Raw genomic sequence first — 22696 nt, 5'->3', positions numbered from 1 at the left:
GCCTTCTTTAGAGAAGTTATATTGAGGCTTCTAGTCGCTATTTTGGTCCTTGTTTATCTGATAAACTGGATCAGTTTCGATTGGTTAATGTGGGGATTGGTGGTTGTGTATCTGATTACATTACTGGGCATGATCATCTATATGAAAATAAATCAAATTTTCAGATTAACTTTTTACTTTGGTGGGTTTCCGCCTGGCTTCATAAGCGAATTTTTAAAATATAGTCTAATTACATTACTCGGCACCACTGGTTCACTATTGATCATGAAAATTGACAGTCTGATGGTGACATCTCTGATTGGGCTGGAAGCAAATGCCATTTATACCATTGCATTTTCAATTGCTATAGTAATTGAAATGCCGCGAAGAGCAATTTCCCAGGTGGTCATGCCCGTTATTGCAGAACACTTTTCAACAGGCGCCGGGGACAAGATCAACAAGTTGTATAAAGAGGTAGCTGTTCATCAGACCTTGATTTGTTTACTTCTTTTTCTGGGTGTTTGGTCTAATATCCACAACCTTTACCATTTTGTTCCCAATAATGAAATCTATGAATCAGGTAAGTGGGTTGTATTTTGGATTGGGTTGGGAAAAATCACTGACATATTATTCTCTGTAAATGGAGAAATCATTGTCTACTCCAAATATTATATTTTCAACATCACAGCTACCTTAATTATGAGCATCGCTGTAATTACCCTCAATATATTTTTGATCCCATTGTATGGGATAGAGGGTGCAGCTGTAGCTTCATTTTCAGCCATGTTGCTTTACAACCTCATCAAATATATATATGTAAAAATCAGACTTGGTTTTGATCCTTTTTCCTGGGACGTTTTAAAAATTTCCATTCTAGGGCTTTTCACATTTGGACTTCAATATTTTTTATTTCAAGGAATGAAATCTGGGATCAATGATCTTATGATAAGATCACTGGTCATTATCTTAATTTACTTTGGTGGCATTTATTTTTGGAAAATTGCAGAAAAAAGTCAAAAACAAATCTTTGAAAAAATAAAAGGGCTCAGGCCTTAGAGTGTTACCAAACCTCTTTATCGACAAGATTTGAGCTGCCTGAAATCCGCAAACTTCCACTGTTATCCTGCACCTAAAGGTACGAGGTCCCGTAGAGACGGGATGAGGCCTGTTTTTGGAAAGGGCTTCACTCGGAATTTTAATTAATTGTGAAGTCGGAACATGTCAGCGACCTGAGCCATAACAAATATACGGAATAAAATAGCAATCGTTTGATCCAAGAAAGTGACAGTAAAGTATCAGGATTGGATATTCAGCAAAAATTCATGTTTACGTGTAAAGGTTGGTAATTCAACCAAAAAACATTTTGTGGGAGCATTATAAATACTAATTTTATTGCGCAGAAAAAATTTCAAAAATTTTGAGACCCAGCATTATAAGTAAAACAAAGCATCTTACTTGTGATACCCTCAATTTTCGAAATAAATTATCGAATTGAAAAATTTATTTACCTCCTATCAAAATAATATTTTAGGAAAATATACTTTTCACAAATCTAATCGTTTAATTTTGCATCAAGAAAAGGCGCTGTAATCATGTACCAAATTAAAAAACTTATTGTTTGTCTGGACAGAAGTGAAATGGATGAGACCCTAGTCAAATTCGCTTCTTTCATTTCAAAAGTCAACCAAACCAAAAAAATCTACTTTACCAATATCATAAGGAACCTCAACATTCCTAAAGATGTACTGGAGGAATTTCCAAACCTCATAGACAATATGGTAGAAGAAAGAAAGTCCCAAATGAAAGCTGTGGTCGATAAAGCCTATGGCGAAAAGGACGAAGCTGAGTTTTCTTTTGTCGTTAAGGAAGGGCAGCTGTCTAAAAAAGTACTCAAACTGGCTCATGAAAAATCAGCTGACATGATTATCGTTGGCCGCAAAGTAAATTTACCTGGAACCGGAGTTGTTTCACAAAGGCTTGCCAGAAGAGCTTCTTGTTCTTTGTTGATCATTCCTGAAAACTCTGTTCCCAAAATCGATACGCTTTTAGTCCCTTCTGATTTTTCCGATTACTCCAAAGACGCTTTGGAAGAAGCTATATTAATAGTTGAAAAATACGGGAAGAGTGCTGAAATAATTTGCCAGAATGTTTTTACAGTACCTTCAGGCTACCACTTTACAGGTAAGAGTTATAAAGAATTCACAGGCATCATGGAAATGCATGCTGAAATTAATTTCAAAAAATTTATCCGGAAAATCGATACCAAAAACATCAAAATCACACCAGTGTATACTCAAGATGAGGATGATGATCCAGTGGAGGATATTTTGGCAAAAGCCAAGGAAATCAGTGCAGATGGAATAATAATAGGTGCTAAAGGAAGGACAGCTGCCACTGCACTTTTTATTGGAAGTATGGCAGAACGTCTGATACAGCTCAATGATCAATTTCCACTCTTGGTCACAAGGCCTAAAGGAAAAAATGCAGGAATACTGGATTACATTTTGGAGATATAAAATAAAGCAGGGCTAGAGGCCCTGCTTTTTCTTTTTCATAAACTTAATATGCTAATTTTTTGGGTAAATTAAACCCTGAGCACTCATATTTGTCAAATACGGGATGATGTCATTGAGTGAATTGGAACTTTTGAAAATGATTCAGGAGCCTGAGACCAGGGAAAAAGGTTACAGGCTTTTGATAGACATGTATCAGAGAAGGATTTACGGCATTGCACGTAAAATGGTCCTCATTCATGAAGATGCTGACGACATTACGCAAAACACTTTTATAAAAGCATTCAAAAATCTACACAGTTTCAACGGCAATTCCTCTTTATTCACTTGGCTATACCGTATAGCAACCAATGAAAGTCTCAATTTTCTTCAAAGAAAGAAAAGGAAATTTTTACTTAGTATTGAAGACCATGAAGAGGTTATGAAAAAGTATGTCGACAGTTCACCATTGATAGATGGAGATGCTATCGAAAGGAGATTGCAAAAAGCATTGCTCGCATTACCTGAAAAACAGCGTTTGGTCTTTAACCTCAGGTTTTATGAAGATTTAAGTTATGATGAAATCAGCCAAATCACTGAAACTTCAGTAGGTGGCTTAAAGGCAAGTTACCATCATGCGGTAAAAAAACTTGAAAATGAATTGAAGAAAGAATAAACCATTGAGTCACAAGACTGTCTAAAAGATATCATGATGGAGAAAATCCCAAAAAATAATATATTCAACACCCCTGATGGCTATTTCGAATCTTTACCGGACAGAATACTGGAAAGAAAGAGCAAGGATGCCAAGACTGTATATTTGCATGCAGTGAAATACGTAGCTGCAGCGGCATTTGTAATAGGGCTCATTTACTTTTTCACTCCAAGTCAAAGCTTTGAAGAAAATTTCTTCCAAAGTACTGTTATGGAAGATGAAATTGAATTGTATATAGCATCTGATTATTGGCAAGCTGAAGATATTTTAGCCTTTGTCGAAAACCCCAATGATCTTCTGGATGAAATACTTTCAGAAGAATGGAGCTCATTTGAATTTTATGAAGAAGATAATAACGATGACTTATGGTATTGATACTCAATATGAAAAAAGTAAATGCGGTTGTACTATTTCTTTTGTTTTCTATGGTAAGTTTTGCTCAGAAGCCAGATAGAAATTATGATAAGGATAAACTAGAATCCGCCCGCGTAGCATACATTACCAACAGGATAGACTTGAAACCTGAACAGGCTGAAAAATTTTGGCCTTTGTACAACCAATATCAGGAAGAAAGATCTAAAATGATGGATGAAATTTCGAGTTTGAACCAAAAAGGAAATACTTCTATTTCTGATGCCGAAGCTAGGAATGTTGTGAATAATAGGCTTGAAAAGCAACAGCAAATGTTGGATATGGAAAAGAAATTCATGAAAGATGCCCAAGAAGTTATTTCGCCTTCTCAAGCTGTAAAACTTCATGGTATAAATAGGCAATTTACAAGACACTTATACCAGATGAATCATGGTAGAAGCAGAGGTGGAGGAAAAGGTAAAAATCAATAAAAAAGCAGCTTTAGGCTGCTTTTTTATTGAATGAATTACTTATTGTTTTTTCAAAAGATCTCTGATTTCCTCTAGAAGTACTTCTGATTTTGGTGGAGCAGGTGATGGTGCAGGTGCCTCCTCTTTTTTCTTCTTCATATTGTTGATCCCTTTGATTGCCATAAAAATCACAAAGGCAATAATCATGAAATCGAAGACATTTTGGATGAAATTTCCATAACTTAATAACACAGGGGCCATCTCCTCCCCTCCTTCACTAATGTAAGCATCACGTAAAACATAAGCCAAATCTTTAAAGTCTACGCCACCCAAAGCCATCCCTAATGGGGGCATGATGATATCGTTGACAAAAGAAGTGACAATCTTCCCGAAAGCAGCCCCAATAATTACAGCAACAGCCAAATCGACAACATTGCCGCGAACCGCAAACTCTTTAAATTCTTTAATTAAACTCATAAGTGAAATGGTTAGGTTTTAAATTAAACAACTGGTAGCAAAATAATAAAAATAAACTGTGATTATACGGGTATTTGAAATAAAATATTGTAGAGTACAATACACTTGAAACACATATATTGACTCAATATCTATTGTAAAATATTCATCTTTTTTTACAAAGAATTAAATTCAATGCAAAAAATGAAGTCCTAAAATTTTATAACTTGCGTCTTCAAACCTATTAATTAATTGTATGAAAATTGCCTTAATCGCCCACGATGGTAAAAAAGCTGACATGGTGCATTTTTTGAGTGGTTATAAAAGCCAACTGCATCATGCCAATATCAACCTTGTTGCTACAGGTACTACGGGTTCTCATATTGAAAAAGCAGGATATCAAGTTACCAAACTATTATCTGGACCAATGGGTGGTGATGCGCAAATCGCATCAATGGCTGCTCAGAAAGAACTGGATATGGTAATATTTTTCAGAGACCCTCTTGATAAGCATCCGCATGAACCCGATGTACAAATGCTCATGAGAATATGTGATGTACACAATATCCCTCTTGCTACGAATCCTGCAGCTGCAAACCTAATGTTCGAACAAATAACAAAAGATTTTGATGGAAAATAAAACCATAAAGAGAATAGCGGTATTCACCTCAGGTGGAGACGCACCAGGTATGAATGCTGCCATCAGGGCAGTTGTCAGAGCCGGTTTTTACTACAACCTGGAAATGTTTGGTATCTACAGGGGATATGAAGGCATGATACAGAATGAAATCAAAAAACTTGATTCAAAAAACATAGCCCATATTCTCGAAAGAGGCGGTACATTTCTAAAATCTGCCAGAAGTGCTGAGTTCAGGACTGAAGAAGGCAGAAAGAAAGCTTATGAAAATTTAAAAAAGCATGGTATAGATGCCATGATTGTAATAGGAGGAGATGGTTCACTCACAGGTGCTCATTTGTTTTATAAAGAACATGGTATCCCCGCAATAGGGATCCCCGGTACCATCGACAATGACTTAGCAGGTACAGATCTAACCATAGGGTTTGACACTGCATGCAATACCGCTATTCAGGCAATCGATAAAATAAGAGATACTGCAACGTCTCACGACAGACTCTTTTTTGTAGAAGTAATGGGCAGAGATGCTGGATTCATTGCCATCAATGCTGGTATTGGAAGTGCGGCTGCAGCCACACTCATTCCTGAAAAGAAAATGCCCATAGAAAGGCTCATAGAAAGACTTAAAGCTAGAACCAAAGCAATGAAGACATCCAATATTGTAATTGTTGCAGAGGGAGGTAAAAGTGGTGGAGCTGCTGAAATTGCTGACAAAATTAAAAAGCAACTCCCTTATTTTGATATCAAAGTCACCATATTGGGTCATTTGCAGCGTGGTGGAGCACCTTCTTCATCAGACAGGGTGCTTGCAAGCAAACTCGGCGTAGCTGCCGTAGAAGGACTTTTACATGGAAAATACGATGTAATGGCTGGCGTTATAAATAATAAAGTGGTCTACACTCCTATATCCAAGGCAATATTAGGTGACAAGGAAGTAGATGAAGATGATTTTAGAATTGCCAAAATTCTTTCCACATAATTTGAGGTTGTATTAAATTTTCATTTGACGTGACTGTTATTAGACATTGGAGGAGAAAGTGTAGAGACAGTTAAAAAAGCATTAAATTCCAGTGTGGATGGTGCAAAAGAAATCGTCAATGAAATTAATAAGTAATTTGAAGGTTAAAAAAGACAATAAAACTTAAAAATATTCAAAAGGGAGCAGCGTTGCTCCCTTTTAATTTTTAGTCTAATAAGTATTGTATAGAAAACGAGATTCTGTTGGATCTACTTTAGTAGAACATTAAAAGTTTACTTTTCCAATACAATACTTGAATAAGCTGGAAGACTGATTTGATCACCATCTTTTCCAGCTCCACCATACGTATAAATGGGCTGAGAATATCCCTCGGGACATTTAAGATTATGCTCCATATCACTTAAATTATGGACAACAAAAACCTCTTGATTTTTGTGAGACCTGTAAAAAGCCATAAGTGGTTCAGCCATTTCCCCTTCAAATAATTCTAAGTTTCCCAAAGCTAGGGCCCTATTGGTATTTCTTAATTTGATGATTTCCTTATAGTGATTGAAAAAGCTACTGCTCATGGACTTTTGAATAGCCAAAGGAGTAACAGTTTCATCGATACTATATCTAGGTTCAATCCATGAAGTGCGACCTTTGTCGTTTGCCTCAATATCCCAAAGGAAAGGTTCTCTAATGTATTCATCCGGTTTTTTACCTAACATACCTATTTCCTCTCCATAGTATAAGTAAGGAGCTCCTGGCATGGTCATCAAGATATTTATAGCCTGCTTCAATTTTCTAGGATTTTCATTCAGAGAGTTGAGTAATCTTGGTTGGTCATGATTAGAGGAAAAGGTAGCATCTATAAATTCGTCTGTGACATCCTGATAGAAATCCAGAATTTCCTTTTGTTTTTCAGCCAATATCATCCCATTTTCCTTTTCATAACTTTCCAGTAAAGTGTAATGAAAATCAAAGTTGAAAAGTGCGGGAAGCCCAGGAAGGTAAGGTGCTACTATTTCTTTCATATCGTAAACCTCCCCTACCAAATATACATCCGGCTTCACAGCCTCCATTTCTTTTCTAAATTCTTTCCAAAAAGCATGATTATCTTCCGGCCTGTCATCGGGGAAAATATGTTTGGCAGCATCCAGCCTAAACCCATCTACTCCTACCTCTTCCAGCCAAAATCTGCCGATATCGTAAATTTCTTCCCTTACTTTAGGATTATCAAAGTTAAGATCCGGCATACCTCCATAAAAAAATCCATAATAAAAATCTTCACCTGACCCCGGATCATGCCACTGCTGAATATTATCAGAGTCTAGGGTGATCGTTTTTTTATTGATAAAATCTGCAATGGTATCTTTTTGGGCCCATACATAATAATCTCTGTATGGATTATCCCTACTTTTCTTTGATTCCAAAAACCAAGGATGCTCATTGCTTGTATGATTGATAATCATATCGATGACAATCTTGATATCTTTTTTGTGTGCTTCAGCTATCAGTTCCTTAAAATCTTCTAAAGTACCATAATCAGGATGAACATCTTTGTAATCAATCACATCATACTTATGATAGCTTGGGGATGGCATGATTGGCATAAACCATATCGCATTGGCTCCCAATTCCTTTACATGATCAAGTTTTTTGATCACTCCTTTGATGTCGCCAATACCATCTCCGTCAGTGTCATAAAAAGACTGAATAAATATTTCATATGTAATACCTGCATGGGGCCAATGATTTTCAATTTTATTACCTTTTTGACCGGTGCAGGCTGCTGAAATCAACAAAATTAAGGTGATTAATTGGTTAATGTTCTTTCTCATACTCAATATGTTATATAAATGGAAAAAGTCACTTGCCAGTGACTTTTTCCATCTCAATTAAGTCTCTAATTAGTTTCTATCAATAGCATTCAGCATATCAAAAGCAAGCTCTAACCTCTTAATAAAGGTTTCTTCTCCTTTTCTCAACCAAACTCTAGGATCATAGTATTTTTTGTTTGGACTATCACTGCCTTCAGGATTTCCCAATTGTGTCTGCAAATAAGCTTCTTTGGATTGGTAATAGTTTTTAATTCCTTCCCAAAAAGCCCACTGCTGATCTGTATCAATGTTCATTTTAATTGAGCCATAGCCATTTGCTTCTCTGATTTCCTCAACCGTAGAACCTGATCCACCGTGGAACACGAAATAAACAGGCTTGCTACCTGTATTGTGCTTTTTGGCAATATATTCCTGTGAATCTCTCAAAATAGTAGGCTTCAAGCTCACGTTGCCTGGTTTATACACTCCATGTACATTTCCAAACGAAGCTGCTACAGTAAACAATTCTCCTACTTGCTTTAATTTTTCATAGGCATAAGCTACTTCTTCAGGTTGTGTATATAGCTTTGAGCTGTCTATATCAGTGTTGTCTACACCGTCTTCTTCTCCTCCCGTAATGCCCAATTCAATCTCAATTGCCATTCCGAGCTTGCTAAACTTCTCAAAATACCCAACTGAAATCTCAATATTCTCCTCTACTGTTTCTTCAGAAAGATCCAACATATGTGAACTGAACAATGGCTTTTTATTGGCTTCATAGAATGCCTTTCCTTCTTCAAATACACCATCTATCCAAGGAAGTAATTTTTTGGCACAGTGGTCAGTATGTAGAATTACAGGGACACCGTATGCTTCCGCCATTTTATGAACGTGAAGTGCACCCGAAACAGAACCAGCTATAGCTCCTTTTTGATTTTCATTCCCCAAGCCTTTACCAGCATAAAACTGTGCTCCACCATTTGAAAATTGAATAATTACAGGTGAATTAACTTTTTTGGCAGTTTCTAAAACGCCATTAACAGTGCTTGTATTGATAACATTGACAGCAGGCATTGCGAACTCGCTTTCTTTGGCGTAGTCTAAAAGGTCTTTGAGTTCTTCACCGTACTTAACTCCTGGTTTGAATTTCATGATTGTTTTATAAAAGGTTGATAATTAGGTTGATTAACGTTTGATAAATCTTTTTCTGAGAGCCTGACGGCTATCAAAGATTTCAAAGATATAAAGACCTGCCTTAAATTCCCTTATATCAACCTGTAAATTGTCTCCCCCCGTTAAATGGCTACCTTCTGTAAGGACAGCACCACTCACATCAACAATCCTATAATTGAACTGGTTGATATCTCTTGGAAAACTCACATTAATATGATTGGAAGCCGGTACTGGGAAAATCTTAAACCCTGAAATATCCGGTTCTTCCTTGTCAATAGAGGTAATCAAATCCTCCATCAAAATATCCCCTTCGGGAGTTTGTAGAGGCTCACTAGTGAAAAGTAAAAACTCATTAGGCCTTAACCTGAATGTTTTTGAATCTCCCGTTACCTCTATTTCATCACCAGTAAAATAATTGTACCACTTACCTGGCCTAGGAAAATTGAGAGCTGCATTATTCGCAGTCGTCAATCCAAAATTACCATGCAAAACTACATCAAGATCTCCAGCCTCCAATATAATGGATTTTAAGGGCTGGGACAGGTTAAGACTAGTGTTTTCAGGATTGTTGAAAGCTTCATATTCATTTTTGAGGTGAATCATTGCTTTGTATAACCTATGCAACCTTTGTCTTTCTGGATCATCGAGGTAGTTCCATCTGGTGGGCTTGATCCCTAAACGGTCATTATTCAATTCCAAATCGTAGCCAAATTCTTCAAATTGCCACAACATTTTAGGACCAGGGATGCTAAAAAAGAAAGCTGCCATCAATTGATTTCTATTGACAGCATTATTGAGCTGACGGATATTGACAGGTGAGGTTTGACCATGAGTCAGTGATTCCCACATGGTCCTTTCTTCATCATGACTTTCCATATAAGACACGAGGTGATTTTTAGCCCAGCCTCTGGTTTGGTAATAACCCCAATCAAAGTTCCTATTAGCTCCTTTTGCAATGTCTCTGAAATCAAAGTTCAAATTCCCCCAAAACATCATACCATAATCAGCTAGCTCTCTCTCTTCAGTGTTATCAGAAAAATGCTCTAAAATAACATAGGCATCAGGATGTCTTTCCTTGATGTTATCATAAATATTTTTCCAAATGGCGATTCTGGACTCATCTCTTTGACTCCACAAACCTACATCATTTCCGGAATTGAATTGGGTAAAGCCTTTGCTCAGGTCAAACCTATATCCATCAAACTTGTATTCAGTAAGCCAGTAATTATTTACGGTATCTACGAATGCCTGGGTATAGGTACTTTCATGATTGAAATCATATCCAACGTTGAATGGGTGTTTGGCTACCCTATTTAGCCAGGGGTTATCTTCTGTAGGTGCGCCATAGTCTCCGTCATTATAAAGTCTTACAAATGGATTCTGTCCAAAAGCATGGTTGAGAACCATATCAGCTATAACAACCATATCCCTTTTATGAGCTTCATCAATCAGTTCTTTCAGGTGATTTTTAGTACCATAAAATTTATCAACTGCAAAAAAGAAAGAAGGATTATAACCCCATGAAAGATTCCCTTCAAATTCCTTTATGGGCAATAACTCAATCGCATTGATTCCTAACTCCTTCAAATAATCGAGACGCTCAATCACTGCCTTAAAGGTCCTTTTTTCGTCAAAATCACGGATCAAAAGTTCATAAACAACCAGTTCCTCCGGTGCTGGTTTCTTGTAGTCAAGATATTTCCACTCGTACGGAGTCTGAGCAGTTTGTAAAAAGGTAGCCTGAAATTCAGTTTTACCATCTGGATATGGTTTCAGGTCGGGATACCTATTTTGTTGAATAATCTCATTGTCATGAAAAGGGTCTGAGACTTTATCAGCATAAGGATCTCCGATTCTAAGAGTCCCATCCACCAAATACTGGAAAATATATTCTTCTCCCGGGGTCAATCCAGTAAGTTTATACCAAAACATTTCTCCATCAGGAGTCTGATTCATCTGAAAATCTACAAGAATTTGCCAATCGTTGAAATCTCCGATAACAAATGCATTACGTTTACCTGGAGCTTCCAATACAAGCACTACCTCAGTATCTGATATATAATTAATTCCTTTGATTGCACCTTGAGGAAGAGGCAATTGTGGGCTAGCACCTACCACGGAAATACTCAGTGTACGTGTATCTTCTTCCCCATCCTTTTCCGCTTTGGCCTCAATATTAAATGTACCTTCCTCATTAGCTGTAAAGGTATATGCCAGCTCAGAAGCATTACTGGCAGATGCAACCAAATCCCCATTTACAGATAGAGATAATGACGAAGCTTCGGAAGATACTATGTTAATTTCCTGACTTTCACCTATCCCAAGAATTACCGAAGAAGCTGAGGGATTGGTAAATATCACCTGAAAGCCTTGACTAAGGTCAACAAAAAAGTCTTGATTGGTATCCGTTTTTCCTTCTCTTGTTCCCGCAGCATTTCTAAAAACCAGTCCCAGTCTGTAGACTACCTGTCCTTCTTCCAAGTCAAAAAATTCATTGGGTATTACTTCCCATTCCCATATTGTATCCTCTCCTTCCACCTTACTCATTTTTGCATCAGGATTGTCCGTCCCCCATTCAAAAGGCACGTTGGCCCAGGTGGTGGAATTAGGTCCAGCTAGTACTGCTCCAATATGAACATAGACCGCATCTGCATCCTGCAACCCTGTCGTTCCTTGACTGGCATCATAAATAATTTTGATATTTTGGTCAGCTCTGGGAAAAGAAGGAATGGTCGTTACTTGTGCTGAAATTTTTACCGAGAAGAGGCAAATAAATATATATGCAACAAATAGAGAATAAATATACTTCATGGTAATCTTAAGGAAGGTAAGCACTTGATAATTTAAACATTATCAAAGATATGTTTTATTCAAATTTAGGTTTGTAATCAAAATAAAAAAGTACCGGAGGTCAACCGGTACTTTTTATGATTGAAATATTAAAATCAGTTTTGGACTATGGTATATTTCACTTGGCCTGGGGTTTTGAAATCCAAGGTTATGGTATAATTACCTGCTTCACCTATTGGAATATTTGCTCCATCAGGTGCCAAAACACCTTCATCGTCACTTAGTCCAAAGTTATCATCCCATGTTTGTGTTCTGAACTTCATTTCTCCTTCCTCAAGATCAGCAGTGATTGTTAAAACATTTTCAGCTGCATTAAAAGACATTGGTGTTTCAGAATCCCATCCTCCGGCTGTAGCATCACCGATAATCCCCCATTTTCCAACTCTTTCCAATTCGTAGGTAAGGTTATTCAAATCAGCTTTTACTCTGTAAGTTCCAAATTCACCTGGGATTTTGATGTTTCCACCATCAGGATCCAATACTCCCTCAGCACCCATACCATAATCTGGAAAATCGTCCCAGGATGGCCCAGTAATAAACTTAAACTCACCTGACCCACTTAGTATATGGACAAACCCTTCAAATACATCATCAGAGTTCTCGGAAGCGATTACAGTATTGTCATTTCCAGGATCCCATCCTTGATAATCACCAGGAACTCTTAATACAGGAAGGTCCATATCCTCCGAATAAGGAGTTACATTGATTGTAACCGGGCTGCCAACGATATCTCTCAAAGATTTATCTATTATAGACCTTACCCTGAATTCGATAGGTCCGGCAGTACCAGCTTCTACACCTTCTGCCAGTACTCTCCTGTTCAGTTCTCCGATTTTCACTTCAATATCAGTGTTAGTTGAAGACCCTACTTTGACTGGACTACTAAAATTATTACCTGCCTTATCTATTTCGATTTCGTAAGTCACTTGACCCGTAATGCCAAAGTTGGCTTGAGAAACAGAAAAAAGCAAAAACATATCTGCTTCAGATTGATCTAATACTATACTTGAACCATCAGAGGGACTTGTAATTGAGGACGGAGTTTGCTGAACAATCGGTGGCATTTCCATCTCACCACATGACCACAGCAGGGGAAGCACGAATGCTAAACCCAGGATTTTAGATAGTACTCTCATAATTAATTGTTTTGGTATTTATTGTTTCAGATTATGTATGTTTAATTATATTTTTTATTAAAATAATTTATTTGCTTGGTTTAGTAGAGGTTCATACTACTTTTTCCAAGGTTCAAATGATCTGAAATACTAAATAATTAGAGGTATATAACCAAGTCTTTTTTTGGTTTGAATCAAAAAAAATCGTGTGCAAACGTCACCGCAAACGATTTCCTGAAAATTATTTTTTTATCAAAATCATATAGGAATAATTATTTTAACGTTGTCGAATAAAATTTTATAAATACCTTATAGAGATAAACAGTTTAAATGAACTATATTTAAAATATTAGAATAATATAATTTTTATGAAATTAGGACAAGCTACCATTAAAGACATCGCTAGGGAATTAAATGTATCTTCATCTACCGTATCTAGAGCGCTTAAAGATTATCCAGGGATCAGTGACGAAACAAAAAGAAGAGTAAAAGAATTAGCAGAAAAGTTGAACTACAGACCTAATGCTGTCGCATTGAGTCTTAGAAAAAGTAAATCTTTTACCATAGGGGTTATTATTCCTGAAGTTGTTCACTTTTTCTTTTCAACGGTGATAAGTGGTATAGAGGAAATTGCTTTTGCAAATAATTATAATGTGATTTTATGTCAGACTAATGAAAGACTTGACCGTGAAAAAAGCAGTATAGATACCATGCTGTCCAATCAAATTGATGGTTTATTGGTAAGTTACTCCAAGGAAACTACAGATTTTGAACATTTCAGTAAGTTGATGGACCTTGAATTTCCAATTGTATTTTTTGATAGGTTACCGGACATCCCTAATGCAGTGAATGTGACAGTCAATGATTTTGAAGGAGCATATCAGGCTGTTAGCCATCTAATTTCACAAGGTTACAAGAGAATTGTGCATCTCGCTGGCCCAAAAAATCTAACTATCAGTAAAAAAAGAAGAGAAGGTTATATTCAGGCTTTAAAAGATGCCGGAATAAGCCCGGATGAGAGCCTAATTGTAGAATGTGCTGATGGTACTGAAAAAGAAAGTTTCGATGTCACCAAAATCCTGTTTGAAAATCAAACTGACAGACCAGATGCTATCTTCGCTCATCATGATATCGTAGCTGCTGGAGCCATGATGGCTCTCAAATCCCTCAATATCAACATACCTCAAGATGTAGGTTTGGTGGGGTATTCCAACTGGCAATTTTCCTCTATGGTTGATCCACCGCTTTCCACAGTATCTCAACCAGGGTTCAAAATCGGAGAAACTGCAATAACAATGTTATTGGATATGATTGATAATAAAAGAGATTATAAAAAGGAACCTGTTCATGTCGTTCTAGATACTGAATTACTGGTAAGAAAGTCTTCTGTAAGAGTCTGATTGATTTTTTTTGCAAAAAAATGGTTTTTTTTATGCAAACGATTGAATAGCGTTTCTTAAATCAATAAAGCCAAATACCATCAGCTCTAACCTTCAAAATGCGTCTAATAGCCTGTATTCGCATTTTTTACTATAAATTTACTTTATAAATTAGCTTGCGGACAAAAGAACAGGAAACCCTATTTATTTAAAATCACAGCCAAATTAAATGACCACATTAATCAAAAAGAGTAAGCAAAATAGAAATCTACCCATAGGGGACCTTCAATTTTGGAAGAAAAACAAACATGGAATAAGCGGGCATACTACTGTTGCAAATTTTCTGATTTCAGTTTACCGGGAAGATATTATTAGGGTTCAAGTAAGTAAAGAAGAGATTTTTAGCCCAAACCCATACACTGTGGTGATGAATCCTGAAAGTATAAATTTTTCGCTAGATGAAACAGATGATTTCCTGATTTTAAAAACTGAGAAAATCCAAGTTCAAATTAATCTTTACCCTTTTTATATTACTTATCTCACGCTTGATAATCGGGTGATCAATAAAGATGATGCAGCCTTTGCTGTTTCATGGCTTGGAACTGAAATAACGAATTACAAAACAGTACAGGAGGATGAGAAATTTATAGGGCTGGGAGAAAAGACTGGAGGTTTGAACCGAGCAGGAAATGCATACACCAATTGGAATACAGATTATTTCGCTTACGGTGTAAATGATGATCCTCTATACATGTCTATTCCTTTTTATATTGGAGTTCATAACAACCTGTCCTACGGTATCTTTTTCGACAATACCCATAAGACTACATTCAATTTTGGAGCTTCTACCAATAGATTCATATACTTTTCTGCGGAAGATGGTGATTTGGACTATTATTTTTTTCATGATGAAAGTATTTCTCAGATCATAACAGCATATACAGACCTCACCGGGAAAATGGAAATGCCCCCTTTGTGGTCATTGGGTTACCAACAATGCCGCTATTCCTATTATCCAGATTCGGATGTTTTGACCTTAGCCAAGACTTTCAGAGATAAAAATATGCCCGCAGATGTCATTTACCTTGACATCCACCACATGGAAAAATACAAGGTTTTTACATTTGATGGTGAAAAATTCCCGAATCCCAAAGAAATGATTTCCAAGCTTAAGGATAGGGGATTTAAGGTAGTTGTCATTATGGACCCTGGCATCAAGACTGAAGAAGGATACTTGCCTTTTGATGAAGGATTGGAAAAAGACTTGTTTATCAAATATCCAGATGGTCAGGTTTACGAAGGTCAAGTGTGGCCTGGTTGGTGCGCTTTCCCAGACTATACCAAACCTGAAACGAGAAAATGGTGGGCGGAAAAAATGGAATTTTACCATAAAGCGGGAGTAGACGGCTATTGGACAGATATGAACGAGCCCGCTTCTTGGGGACAACATACACCAAACCTGATTGACTTTTCATACGAAGGTGAAGAGGTAAGTCATAGAAAAGGAAGAAATGTTTATGGTTTTCAAATGGCAAGGAGTGCCAATGAGGGTAGTAAACTACAGAGGCCCGGTGAAAGACCTTTTATACTGACAAGATCAGGATATTCAGGAATTCAAAGATTCGCAGCTGCCTGGACCGGGGATAATGTTGCCTCAGAAGACCATATGCTTGCTGGAGTCAGACTGGTTAATAGCCTTGGAATCAGCGGAGTACCCTTTTCCGGTTATGATATTGGCGGTTTTGCAGGAGAGGCCAGCAAAAGTCTCTTTGCGAGATGGATGAGTATTGCTACTTTTTCTCCTTTTTACAGGGCACATTCCATGATCAATTCAAATGATGCAGAACCTTGGAGTTTTGGGGAAGAAGTTGAGGAGATTGCAAGAAATTATATGAAATTCCGGTACAGGCTTTTACCGACAATTTACTCCGTTTTCTTTAAAAGTTCTATAAGTGGTTTACCCATTGCAAAAAGCCTTGCAATAGACTACCCTCATGACAATAAAATTTACGAAACTTCATTCCAAAATGAATACCTATTCTGTGATAGTTTGCTGGTAGCCCCTGTAGAAAGCACAAAGGAAATAACCAAAGTATACCTACCCGAAGGAGGTTGGTATTATTTATACAACTCTAAATTTCATAATGGCAATCAGGTAATATTCCAAGAATGTCCTACTTCTTATTTGCCTGTATTTGTTAAAGCAGGAGCCATCTTGACTTTTCAATCTGATATCGTTCACACAGGTGAGCGTCATGATGGTACCTTAAGAATTCATATTTACAAAGGAAAAGGCATTACGAGTTATATTCACTATGAGGATGACGGTAAGAGTCTCAATTATAAAAATGGAGAGAGTTTCTCAAGGAATATACTTTGGGACAGTGACCAACTAATTTTGAAATTCGAGGAAGTTCTGGGGGAATATTCGACTGCATTTTCTAAAATCAAAATTCATTGTCATGGATTTGAATCCGAAAAAGTCTTTGGGGTTTTTGGCGAGATGCAAACAGAAAAAGAGAATTTTGCATTTTTAGGCAGATTAACAGAATTTGACCCCCTACCCGATCATTTTCATGAATACCATGAAAACCAAAATGTTGATACAATTACTTTTGATCACCTAATAGAACCATTTGAAATTAAATTTTCCTGATCTGCTTCAACAATTAACCCTAAATAATGCAAACAGAGCAAGACAAACCAAAACTGAGTTTTTGGCAAATCTGGAACATGAGTTTTGGATTTCTTGGAATACAATTCGGATTTGCCCTTCAAGGAGGGTTTATGTCCCGGATATTTCAGACCCTTGGAGCTGACAAAGATGCTATTCCATTGTTATGGATTGCAGCACCTCTCACAGGATTACTTGTTCAGCCCATCGTAGGGTATTTAAGTGACAGGACTTGGCACGTGAAATTTGGACGTAGAAGGCCTTATTTCCTGATAGGTGCCGTATTTAGCACAATAGCACTTTTTTTTGCTCCCTATTCAAGTGCCTTATGGATGGCGGCCGGAGCCTTATGGATACTGGATGCTTCAATTAACATTTCAATGGAACCCTTTAGGGCTTTGGTAGCTGATAAATTACCTGATAGTCAACGTTCGTATGGTTTTGTTGTCCAAACCCTTATCATTGGAATCGGTACCTGGATAGCCAGTAACCTTCCTTGGTTTATGACTCAGGTTGGAATTCCAAATACAGCAGAAGCAGGTGTGATTCCCGATTCTGTCAAATTCGCATTTGCCGTTGGTGCTGTAGTACTGTTTGGCTCTATTTTATATACCATTCTGACTACTGAAGAATACCCACCTGAAAACATGGAGGAGTTTAGGAAAAAGAATGAAGAGAGCAAGGGATTTTTCAATGGTATTAAGGAAATATTCAGTAGCATTGCTGAAATGCCACTGGTTATGAAACAGCTTGGCGTAGTGCAGTTTTTCTCCTGGTTTGCATTCTTTACTATGTGGAGTTTTGCAACACCCGCTATTACAGAACATGTTTTCGGGGCCACAGACACAAGCTCTGCAGCTTACAATAATGCCGCAGACAGTGTTGGGAATTACCTTGGGACTTATGGCCTAGTTTCAATGATATTTGCATTAATCCTCGCATTTATCACGAGTAAGGTCAAAATTAACAGGAAGCTTGTGCACATGTTAAGCCTTTTTGCTGGAGGTTCAGGCTTTATTCTAATTTATTATATTTCTGAACCTTGGATGCTGCATATCTGCTTTGCTTTAGTTGGTATAGCTTGGGCAAGTATACTTTCAATGCCTTATGCGATGTTGTCCAGCTCTGTCAACCCCAAACAAATGGGAATTTATATGGGGATTTTCAATATGTTCATCGTAATACCTCAGATCATAGCTGCATTGGGAGGAATCAATTTCATGTATAAATTACTCTTTGGCGAAGCAGTAGTGTTTACAATGGTACTGGCAGGCACCTCATTAATATTGGCAGGATTAAGTAATTTACTGATTACTGACAAGGCTGCTACCCATGACGGATAAGTTCTGATTTAAAAAAATTGATTTAAATACCGGGCATGAAAATATGCGGTATTTTTGTTTAACATCAATAAAAATAAAATGGAAAAAATAACCATAACAGGTGTACCGGAACATTTCAATTTTCCATGGACAGAAGTAGTTAAAAGTCAACCTTTTCTCAAAGAAAATATCCAGCTGGAGTGGATTGATGAATCTAAAGGCTCCGGGGCTATGAATAAGGCCTTGAGAGAAGGCAGTACTGATATTGCAATTGTACTGACCGAAAGTTTTATTAAAGACCGAATTGAGGGTAATACTGCCAAAATTATTGGATTCCATATTGCCAGCCCCTTGATTTGGGGAATTCATACTGCTGCAAAGGGCAATATCAATTCACTTTCTGAATTGGAAAAAGCTCCTTTTCTTATCAGTCGGTTTGGTTCGGGATCACATTTAATGGCTTACTTGCTTGCAAAAAGCGAGGGATGGCAAATCGATGATTCACGATTTGAAGTAATTGGGAACCTGGATGGAGCTATAGAGGAATTTAAGTCCATCGTTCCAAAAATATTTTTGTGGGAGAAATATACCACCAAACCTCTAGTCGATAAGGGTATATTTTCTAGAATCGGAGAAATTCCTACTCCATGGCCATGCTTTGTAATCGTGGCAAGAGAAGAAATTCTCAATGAAAAATATCAAGTATTACAAACTCTATTGAAAGCCTTATATAAAAAATCTGGATCGTTAAAAACCACTTCTGATACTGTAACTTTGATCAGTGAGAAATATAAAGTGCAGGAAAAGGACATCAAAGAATGGATCCTTCAAACTGAATGGCAATCAAACAATGAAATTCAGATCAAAGACTTGGAAAGTACTATGTTGGTGCTAAAAGATCTTGGCTTGATAAGTCATACAGTTCCCGTAGAAAGTGTTGTTTCAGAAAAATTTGTAAAACTCATTTAAGGCCTGATATGTCCCATTCCTTCGAATCCCTTACTTCTAAAAGCAATGGGATCAAGGTATTCAATGGGATAGTTTTTCATATATCCATCTGTCTCTATAGAACCAAAAATCCTTAATCCTGCCACATGAGGTGCAGACATGGAAGTTCCTGAAGAGTTCCTGTAAGCTCCTGCCATCCAAGTAGAAAAAACATTTACCCCTGGAGCACCGAACTTTATAGGATGACCATAATGTGAAAACCATGCCAGCCTATCAGCATTATCTGTTGCCGAAACCGTGATGGTATATCGGCCATCTACCCTTGCAGGAGTAAAAGTATTACCAGGTAAACGCGAATTTCCAGAGGCTATTACCATCCAAATCTTGCGTTGCTCTGAGATGCGCAGTACTGCTTCTTCAAGAAGCGGAAAAGGGTCACTTTTGTCATCCCAGCCAAAACTTAAATTAGCTACATCTCCGGGACGAGCCATCCGGCCTACATATTCTACTCCAGCCAAAATACCTGAGTCCGTAGCTTCTGCTCTAGAACCAGTAAAAACTTTTATGGGTACCACAGGAACTCCAGCTACAACGCCAACTACTCCAAAATGGTTATCCAATGCCCCAATTGTTCCAGCTACATGGGTGCCATGACCGTGTTCATCATCAAAATTCCAATCTCTTCGGTGATTATAGGCATCAAAACCATGTCTATGATCCACATTAAGATCCGGGTGATTAATATCAATACCAGTATCAATTACCCAGACTTTACGGGTACCCTTATACTCAAATGGCCCCCCTACTCTTTTCACTCCCCATGGAATTATTTGTGTATTTTCAATTTCAACGGCTGGATCAACTCGCACAGGACTTTTGCCCTGCTGTACATTTAAAAACCTTTTTCTATCTGGAATAATCTTCTTTACCCTTGAGTCTGATAGAAGTTCATTTTTCTTTTGTTCTGAGAGCTTGATAGCAAAACCTTGGAAACCGAAAGAATACAATTGGTGAAACTGTTCTTCTTCCACACCATATCTACTCAATAAATCACTCGTTTCTTTTCTTAGAATTTCATGACCTGTTTCATAGTCATTAGGATCAAGACGGAAACTTAACTGATCTTCTTTATAAACAACAATGTACTGATTTTCAATTATTTGAGAGCTGTTATCTGAAGCAATACTATCTTTTCCCTGCAAATCTGAGTGATCTTCTTGTAAGCCTTCCTGGCATGACATCAAACCTAAGCATATCAAAAGAACTGAAAAACATATCAAATATTGAAAACGGCAAGTTTCTTTTTTCATACCTTAAATATATAAGTAGTGATCAATTATTTCTTTCTTTTGATTGAATCCGTTTTTTTGACCCGACAAGGACCTGAACAACTTTCATTTTCATTACTGCTTTGGTGCCCTTACCTTTTTCACTTTCAAAAGTCAGGTCACCACCCATTAATGACATAAATTCACGGGAAATACTTAAACCAAGACCTGTCCCCTTTTCCTTATCTGTCCCAGGGCTAGAATCCAATATGGTAAACGTTTCATTCTGAAATGATTTAATGATTTTGGCAGGCATACCTAACCCATAATCTTGAATTTCTAGGTTTACAATTTTCCCTTCGGTAAAAGACCTGATTTCAATGTTGGATCCCTTTTTGGAAAACTTGATAGCATTACTGAGAATATTGCGGACAATAACCTGAAGAAGATCAGGATCTGCCCATACTTTCTCTTCTGTGTCCAGGCTGATATTGATGGACAACTCCTTTGCCTCCGCCTGGTTTTGCAATAAATCCATGCAAGGCTGAACTACCGAGGATAATGTTACAGGACTTAACTGAACATTAAAACCTTCCATTTGAGACTTAGACCAAGATAAAATATTATCAAGTACAACATACAAGCTATCTACATTTCTTTTTAAAATATGAGAAATGGTAGCAAACTCTTCTGGCGTAAGTTCATGTGTATTGACGAGGCTAAGTACAGATTGTAATTGGGACACTGGGGATTTAAGGTCATGACCAAGAATTGAGAATAGCTTGTTTTTTAGCTGATTGGACTTATCCAATTCGAGAGACTGTTTTTCCAATGTCAATTTTTGTTGATTTACCTTTTCCTGTTTAAAAACCAAGTCCCTATTTATCTCTTTTGTTTTCTTATTCAACATGTATAGCCTCAGCAATAATCCGCCTAGTAACAATATAGCTATGGAAATGATGAAAATAAGCAGTCTGAAATTTTTTAACCTTAAATCCTGAAGCTGATTTTCTGATCTTAAATATTTGACTTCTGCGTCTGATTTTTCAACTTCAAACATTCCTTGAATAAGAGAAAGTCTGTCTTTATCGGATTTTTCATCCAAAACATTGCTTAATTCTGTGTATTGACTGAGATATTCATAAGCTTTCGAAATATCACCCATTTCATCATATACTAACACCAGATTTTTTAAAGTATTGGCAAGTTCATCTTGAAACCCATTTTCCAAGGCTATGTTTTTCCCCCTTAACAATAATTCCAATGCCTTTTCAACATTACCATTAAGATAATATGCTTTACCTAGTCTATGTAGAACAGAAGATTCAAAAGAAGATAACCTTTGGTGAGAGGCTGCAGTTAATGCATTTTCATAGGTGTTTATCGCCTTCTGGATTTCACCCTGGGCCAAGTAAATGTCACCTATCACCCTATTGGTAAAGCTTGTAAAATAGATAGAGCCTGCGGCTTGATTTACCTTAATAGCCTCTTTGGCAAAATACATAGCCGAATCCAGCATCGGTGTTTTACTGTAGTTCAGCGCAATATTGTTCAAGCTCCTGATCGTTATATACGGGTCATTTAGCTTTTCTCCAATTTGATAAGCTTCCTTAAATTTTCTAATGGCTTCTTCGTAATTGGTTTGCTGATAGTAAATAGCACCTAAATTATTTAGGGTCATGGCCACCTCTCTTTCATCACTTTGACCTAAGCCTATCAAGTAGGCATCCCTAGAATACCTAAAAGCTTTATCCCAAATTCCTAACCTATAGTAAATCCAGCCAAGATTCCCTTTTGCTCTGGCAATTTGTATACTATCCTGTAATTCAAGTGCTAAAGTTTCTGCCTCATTACCAAGCTCGAGAGCTCTTGAAAGATTTCTTTCCCTCAGTATAAAAGTTATCTGATTGAGAAGCTCAACTTTTACCTTTTCATTTTCTGGATTGTCAAGCAATGCCTCCAAGCTATCCAGTTCATCCTGTTGGGAAAACAGGGGAAAGAAAACCAAAAATAATAAGAAAATTATTAGGTACTGTTTCATGACTTTCCATCTTATTTCAAAAAACAAATGAAATAACTTTCAATT

At 37.2% G+C, this 22696-nt stretch carries 18 protein-coding genes; 11 read left to right on the top strand and 7 right to left on the bottom strand.

The features are described from left to right. The 5 genes from EA341_RS18210 to EA341_RS18190 all read left to right on the top strand — a co-directional run. A partial coding sequence (locus EA341_RS18210; protein ID WP_293016602.1) for a polysaccharide biosynthesis C-terminal domain-containing protein occupies window positions 1-1035 on the top strand: 1035 nt, incomplete at its 5' end. A 536-nt stretch (window positions 1036-1571) separates the two neighbouring features. Continuing rightward, window positions 1572-2495, top strand: a complete 924-nt coding sequence (locus EA341_RS18205; RefSeq protein WP_293016601.1) for a universal stress protein — start codon at window positions 1572-1574, stop codon at window positions 2493-2495. A gap of 103 nt (window positions 2496-2598) precedes the next feature. After that, complete coding sequence (locus tag EA341_RS18200) at window positions 2599-3147, top strand: sigma-70 family RNA polymerase sigma factor (protein WP_293016600.1); 549 nt, start codon at window positions 2599-2601, stop codon at window positions 3145-3147. A gap of 33 nt (window positions 3148-3180) precedes the next feature. Beyond that, window positions 3181-3561: a hypothetical protein gene (locus tag EA341_RS18195; RefSeq protein ID WP_293016599.1), complete on the top strand. Its 381-nt coding sequence runs from the start codon at window positions 3181-3183 to the stop codon at window positions 3559-3561. Continuing rightward, window positions 3552-4028, top strand: a complete 477-nt coding sequence (locus tag EA341_RS18190) for a Spy/CpxP family protein refolding chaperone (protein WP_293016598.1) — start codon at window positions 3552-3554, stop codon at window positions 4026-4028. Before EA341_RS18195 ends, EA341_RS18190 begins: the two co-directional genes overlap by 10 nt. A gap of 39 nt (window positions 4029-4067) precedes the next feature. Here EA341_RS18190 and mscL read toward each other — a convergent pair whose 3' ends face one another. After that, the gene (gene mscL, locus EA341_RS18185) at window positions 4068-4484 is read right to left on the bottom strand and encodes a large-conductance mechanosensitive channel protein MscL (RefSeq protein ID WP_293016597.1); all 417 of its coding nucleotides are present in this window, start codon (window positions 4482-4484) and stop codon (window positions 4068-4070) included. Between the two features lie 235 nt (window positions 4485-4719). Here mscL and EA341_RS18180 point away from each other — a divergent pair, with 235 nt between their 5' ends. Further along, window positions 4720-5103, top strand: coding sequence for a methylglyoxal synthase (locus EA341_RS18180; RefSeq protein ID WP_293016596.1), 384 nt, complete (start codon window positions 4720-4722; stop codon window positions 5101-5103). Further along, window positions 5093-6079, top strand: coding sequence for a 6-phosphofructokinase (gene pfkA / locus EA341_RS18175; RefSeq protein WP_293016595.1), 987 nt, complete (start codon window positions 5093-5095; stop codon window positions 6077-6079). The genes EA341_RS18180 and pfkA overlap by 11 nt, the downstream gene beginning before the upstream one ends. Window positions 6080-6351: 272 nt before the next feature. On the opposite strand, the gene EA341_RS18170 is transcribed toward pfkA, so the two are convergent. The 4 genes from EA341_RS18170 to EA341_RS18155 all read right to left on the bottom strand — a co-directional run bounded on the left by EA341_RS18170 (window position 6352) and on the right by EA341_RS18155 (window position 13040). Then, window positions 6352-7902: an alpha-amylase family glycosyl hydrolase gene (locus tag EA341_RS18170; RefSeq protein ID WP_293016594.1), complete on the bottom strand. Its 1551-nt coding sequence runs from the start codon at window positions 7900-7902 to the stop codon at window positions 6352-6354. Between the two features lie 69 nt (window positions 7903-7971). Continuing rightward, window positions 7972-9033, bottom strand: a complete 1062-nt coding sequence (fbaA, locus tag EA341_RS18165) for a class II fructose-bisphosphate aldolase (protein ID WP_293016593.1) — start codon at window positions 9031-9033, stop codon at window positions 7972-7974. A gap of 33 nt (window positions 9034-9066) precedes the next feature. After that, window positions 9067-11865, bottom strand: coding sequence for an alpha-amylase family glycosyl hydrolase (locus EA341_RS18160; RefSeq protein WP_293016592.1), 2799 nt, complete (start codon window positions 11863-11865; stop codon window positions 9067-9069). Between the two features lie 134 nt (window positions 11866-11999). Beyond that, window positions 12000-13040, bottom strand: a complete 1041-nt coding sequence (locus EA341_RS18155) for a SusE domain-containing protein (protein ID WP_293016591.1) — start codon at window positions 13038-13040, stop codon at window positions 12000-12002. 347 nt (window positions 13041-13387) lie between these two features. On the opposite strand from EA341_RS18155, the gene EA341_RS18150 reads away from it, so the two are divergent. The 4 genes from EA341_RS18150 to EA341_RS18135 all read left to right on the top strand — a co-directional run bounded on the left by EA341_RS18150 (window position 13388) and on the right by EA341_RS18135 (window position 19363). Further along, window positions 13388-14419 (top strand): LacI family DNA-binding transcriptional regulator, encoded by a 1032-nt coding sequence (locus tag EA341_RS18150; RefSeq protein WP_293016590.1) that lies wholly within the window; start codon window positions 13388-13390, stop codon window positions 14417-14419. Between the two features lie 208 nt (window positions 14420-14627). After that, window positions 14628-17054, top strand: coding sequence for a glycoside hydrolase family 31 protein (locus tag EA341_RS18145; RefSeq protein ID WP_293016589.1), 2427 nt, complete (start codon window positions 14628-14630; stop codon window positions 17052-17054). A gap of 26 nt (window positions 17055-17080) precedes the next feature. Then, window positions 17081-18415 (top strand): MFS transporter, encoded by a 1335-nt coding sequence (locus EA341_RS18140; RefSeq protein WP_293016588.1) that lies wholly within the window; start codon window positions 17081-17083, stop codon window positions 18413-18415. Between the two features lie 78 nt (window positions 18416-18493). Then, window positions 18494-19363, top strand: a complete 870-nt coding sequence (locus EA341_RS18135; RefSeq protein ID WP_293016587.1) for an ABC transporter substrate-binding protein — start codon at window positions 18494-18496, stop codon at window positions 19361-19363. Here the strand turns inward: EA341_RS18135 and EA341_RS18130 are convergent. Together EA341_RS18130 and EA341_RS18125 are read right to left on the bottom strand one after the other, a co-directional pair. Beyond that, entirely contained in the window at window positions 19360-20583 is a 1224-nt protein-coding gene (locus EA341_RS18130) for a S8 family serine peptidase (RefSeq protein ID WP_293016586.1), read from the bottom strand. The genes EA341_RS18135 and EA341_RS18130 overlap by 4 nt on opposite strands. Before the next feature lie 91 nt (window positions 20584-20674). After that, window positions 20675-22651 carry a tetratricopeptide repeat protein gene (locus EA341_RS18125; RefSeq protein ID WP_293016585.1) on the bottom strand — a complete coding sequence of 659 codons (1977 nt, stop codon included), beginning with the start codon at window positions 22649-22651 and terminating at the stop codon, window positions 20675-20677. Window positions 22652-22696 lie beyond the last annotated feature (45 nt).

Origin of the sequence: Mongoliibacter sp. (assembly GCF_007692705.1) — a bacterium.
GTDB lineage: Bacteria > Bacteroidota > Bacteroidia > Cytophagales > Cyclobacteriaceae > Mongoliibacter.
Note: the sequence above shows the minus strand (reverse complement) of the source record. Positions and strands in the feature narration are given on the sequence as shown.

Coding starts and splice junctions, on each gene's coding strand:
- EA341_RS18205 (WP_293016601.1), top strand. CDS start 1,572: ATGTACCAAATTAAAAAACTTATTGTTTGTCTGGACAGAAGTGAAATG.
- EA341_RS18200 (WP_293016600.1), top strand. CDS start 2,599: ATGATGTCATTGAGTGAATTGGAACTTTTGAAAATGATTCAGGAGCCT.
- EA341_RS18195 (WP_293016599.1), top strand. CDS start 3,181: ATGATGGAGAAAATCCCAAAAAATAATATATTCAACACCCCTGATGGC.
- EA341_RS18190 (WP_293016598.1), top strand. CDS start 3,552: ATGGTATTGATACTCAATATGAAAAAAGTAAATGCGGTTGTACTATTT.
- mscL (WP_293016597.1), bottom strand. CDS start 4,484: ATGAGTTTAATTAAAGAATTTAAAGAGTTTGCGGTTCGCGGCAATGTT.
- EA341_RS18180 (WP_293016596.1), top strand. CDS start 4,720: ATGAAAATTGCCTTAATCGCCCACGATGGTAAAAAAGCTGACATGGTG.
- pfkA (WP_293016595.1), top strand. CDS start 5,093: ATGGAAAATAAAACCATAAAGAGAATAGCGGTATTCACCTCAGGTGGA.
- EA341_RS18170 (WP_293016594.1), bottom strand. CDS start 7,902: ATGAGAAAGAACATTAACCAATTAATCACCTTAATTTTGTTGATTTCA.
- fbaA (WP_293016593.1), bottom strand. CDS start 9,033: ATGAAATTCAAACCAGGAGTTAAGTACGGTGAAGAACTCAAAGACCTT.
- EA341_RS18160 (WP_293016592.1), bottom strand. CDS start 11,865: ATGAAGTATATTTATTCTCTATTTGTTGCATATATATTTATTTGCCTC.
- EA341_RS18155 (WP_293016591.1), bottom strand. CDS start 13,040: ATGAGAGTACTATCTAAAATCCTGGGTTTAGCATTCGTGCTTCCCCTG.
- EA341_RS18150 (WP_293016590.1), top strand. CDS start 13,388: ATGAAATTAGGACAAGCTACCATTAAAGACATCGCTAGGGAATTAAAT.
- EA341_RS18145 (WP_293016589.1), top strand. CDS start 14,628: ATGACCACATTAATCAAAAAGAGTAAGCAAAATAGAAATCTACCCATA.
- EA341_RS18140 (WP_293016588.1), top strand. CDS start 17,081: ATGCAAACAGAGCAAGACAAACCAAAACTGAGTTTTTGGCAAATCTGG.
- EA341_RS18135 (WP_293016587.1), top strand. CDS start 18,494: ATGGAAAAAATAACCATAACAGGTGTACCGGAACATTTCAATTTTCCA.
- EA341_RS18130 (WP_293016586.1), bottom strand. CDS start 20,583: ATGTCATGCCAGGAAGGCTTACAAGAAGATCACTCAGATTTGCAGGGA.
- EA341_RS18125 (WP_293016585.1), bottom strand. CDS start 22,651: ATGAAACAGTACCTAATAATTTTCTTATTATTTTTGGTTTTCTTTCCC.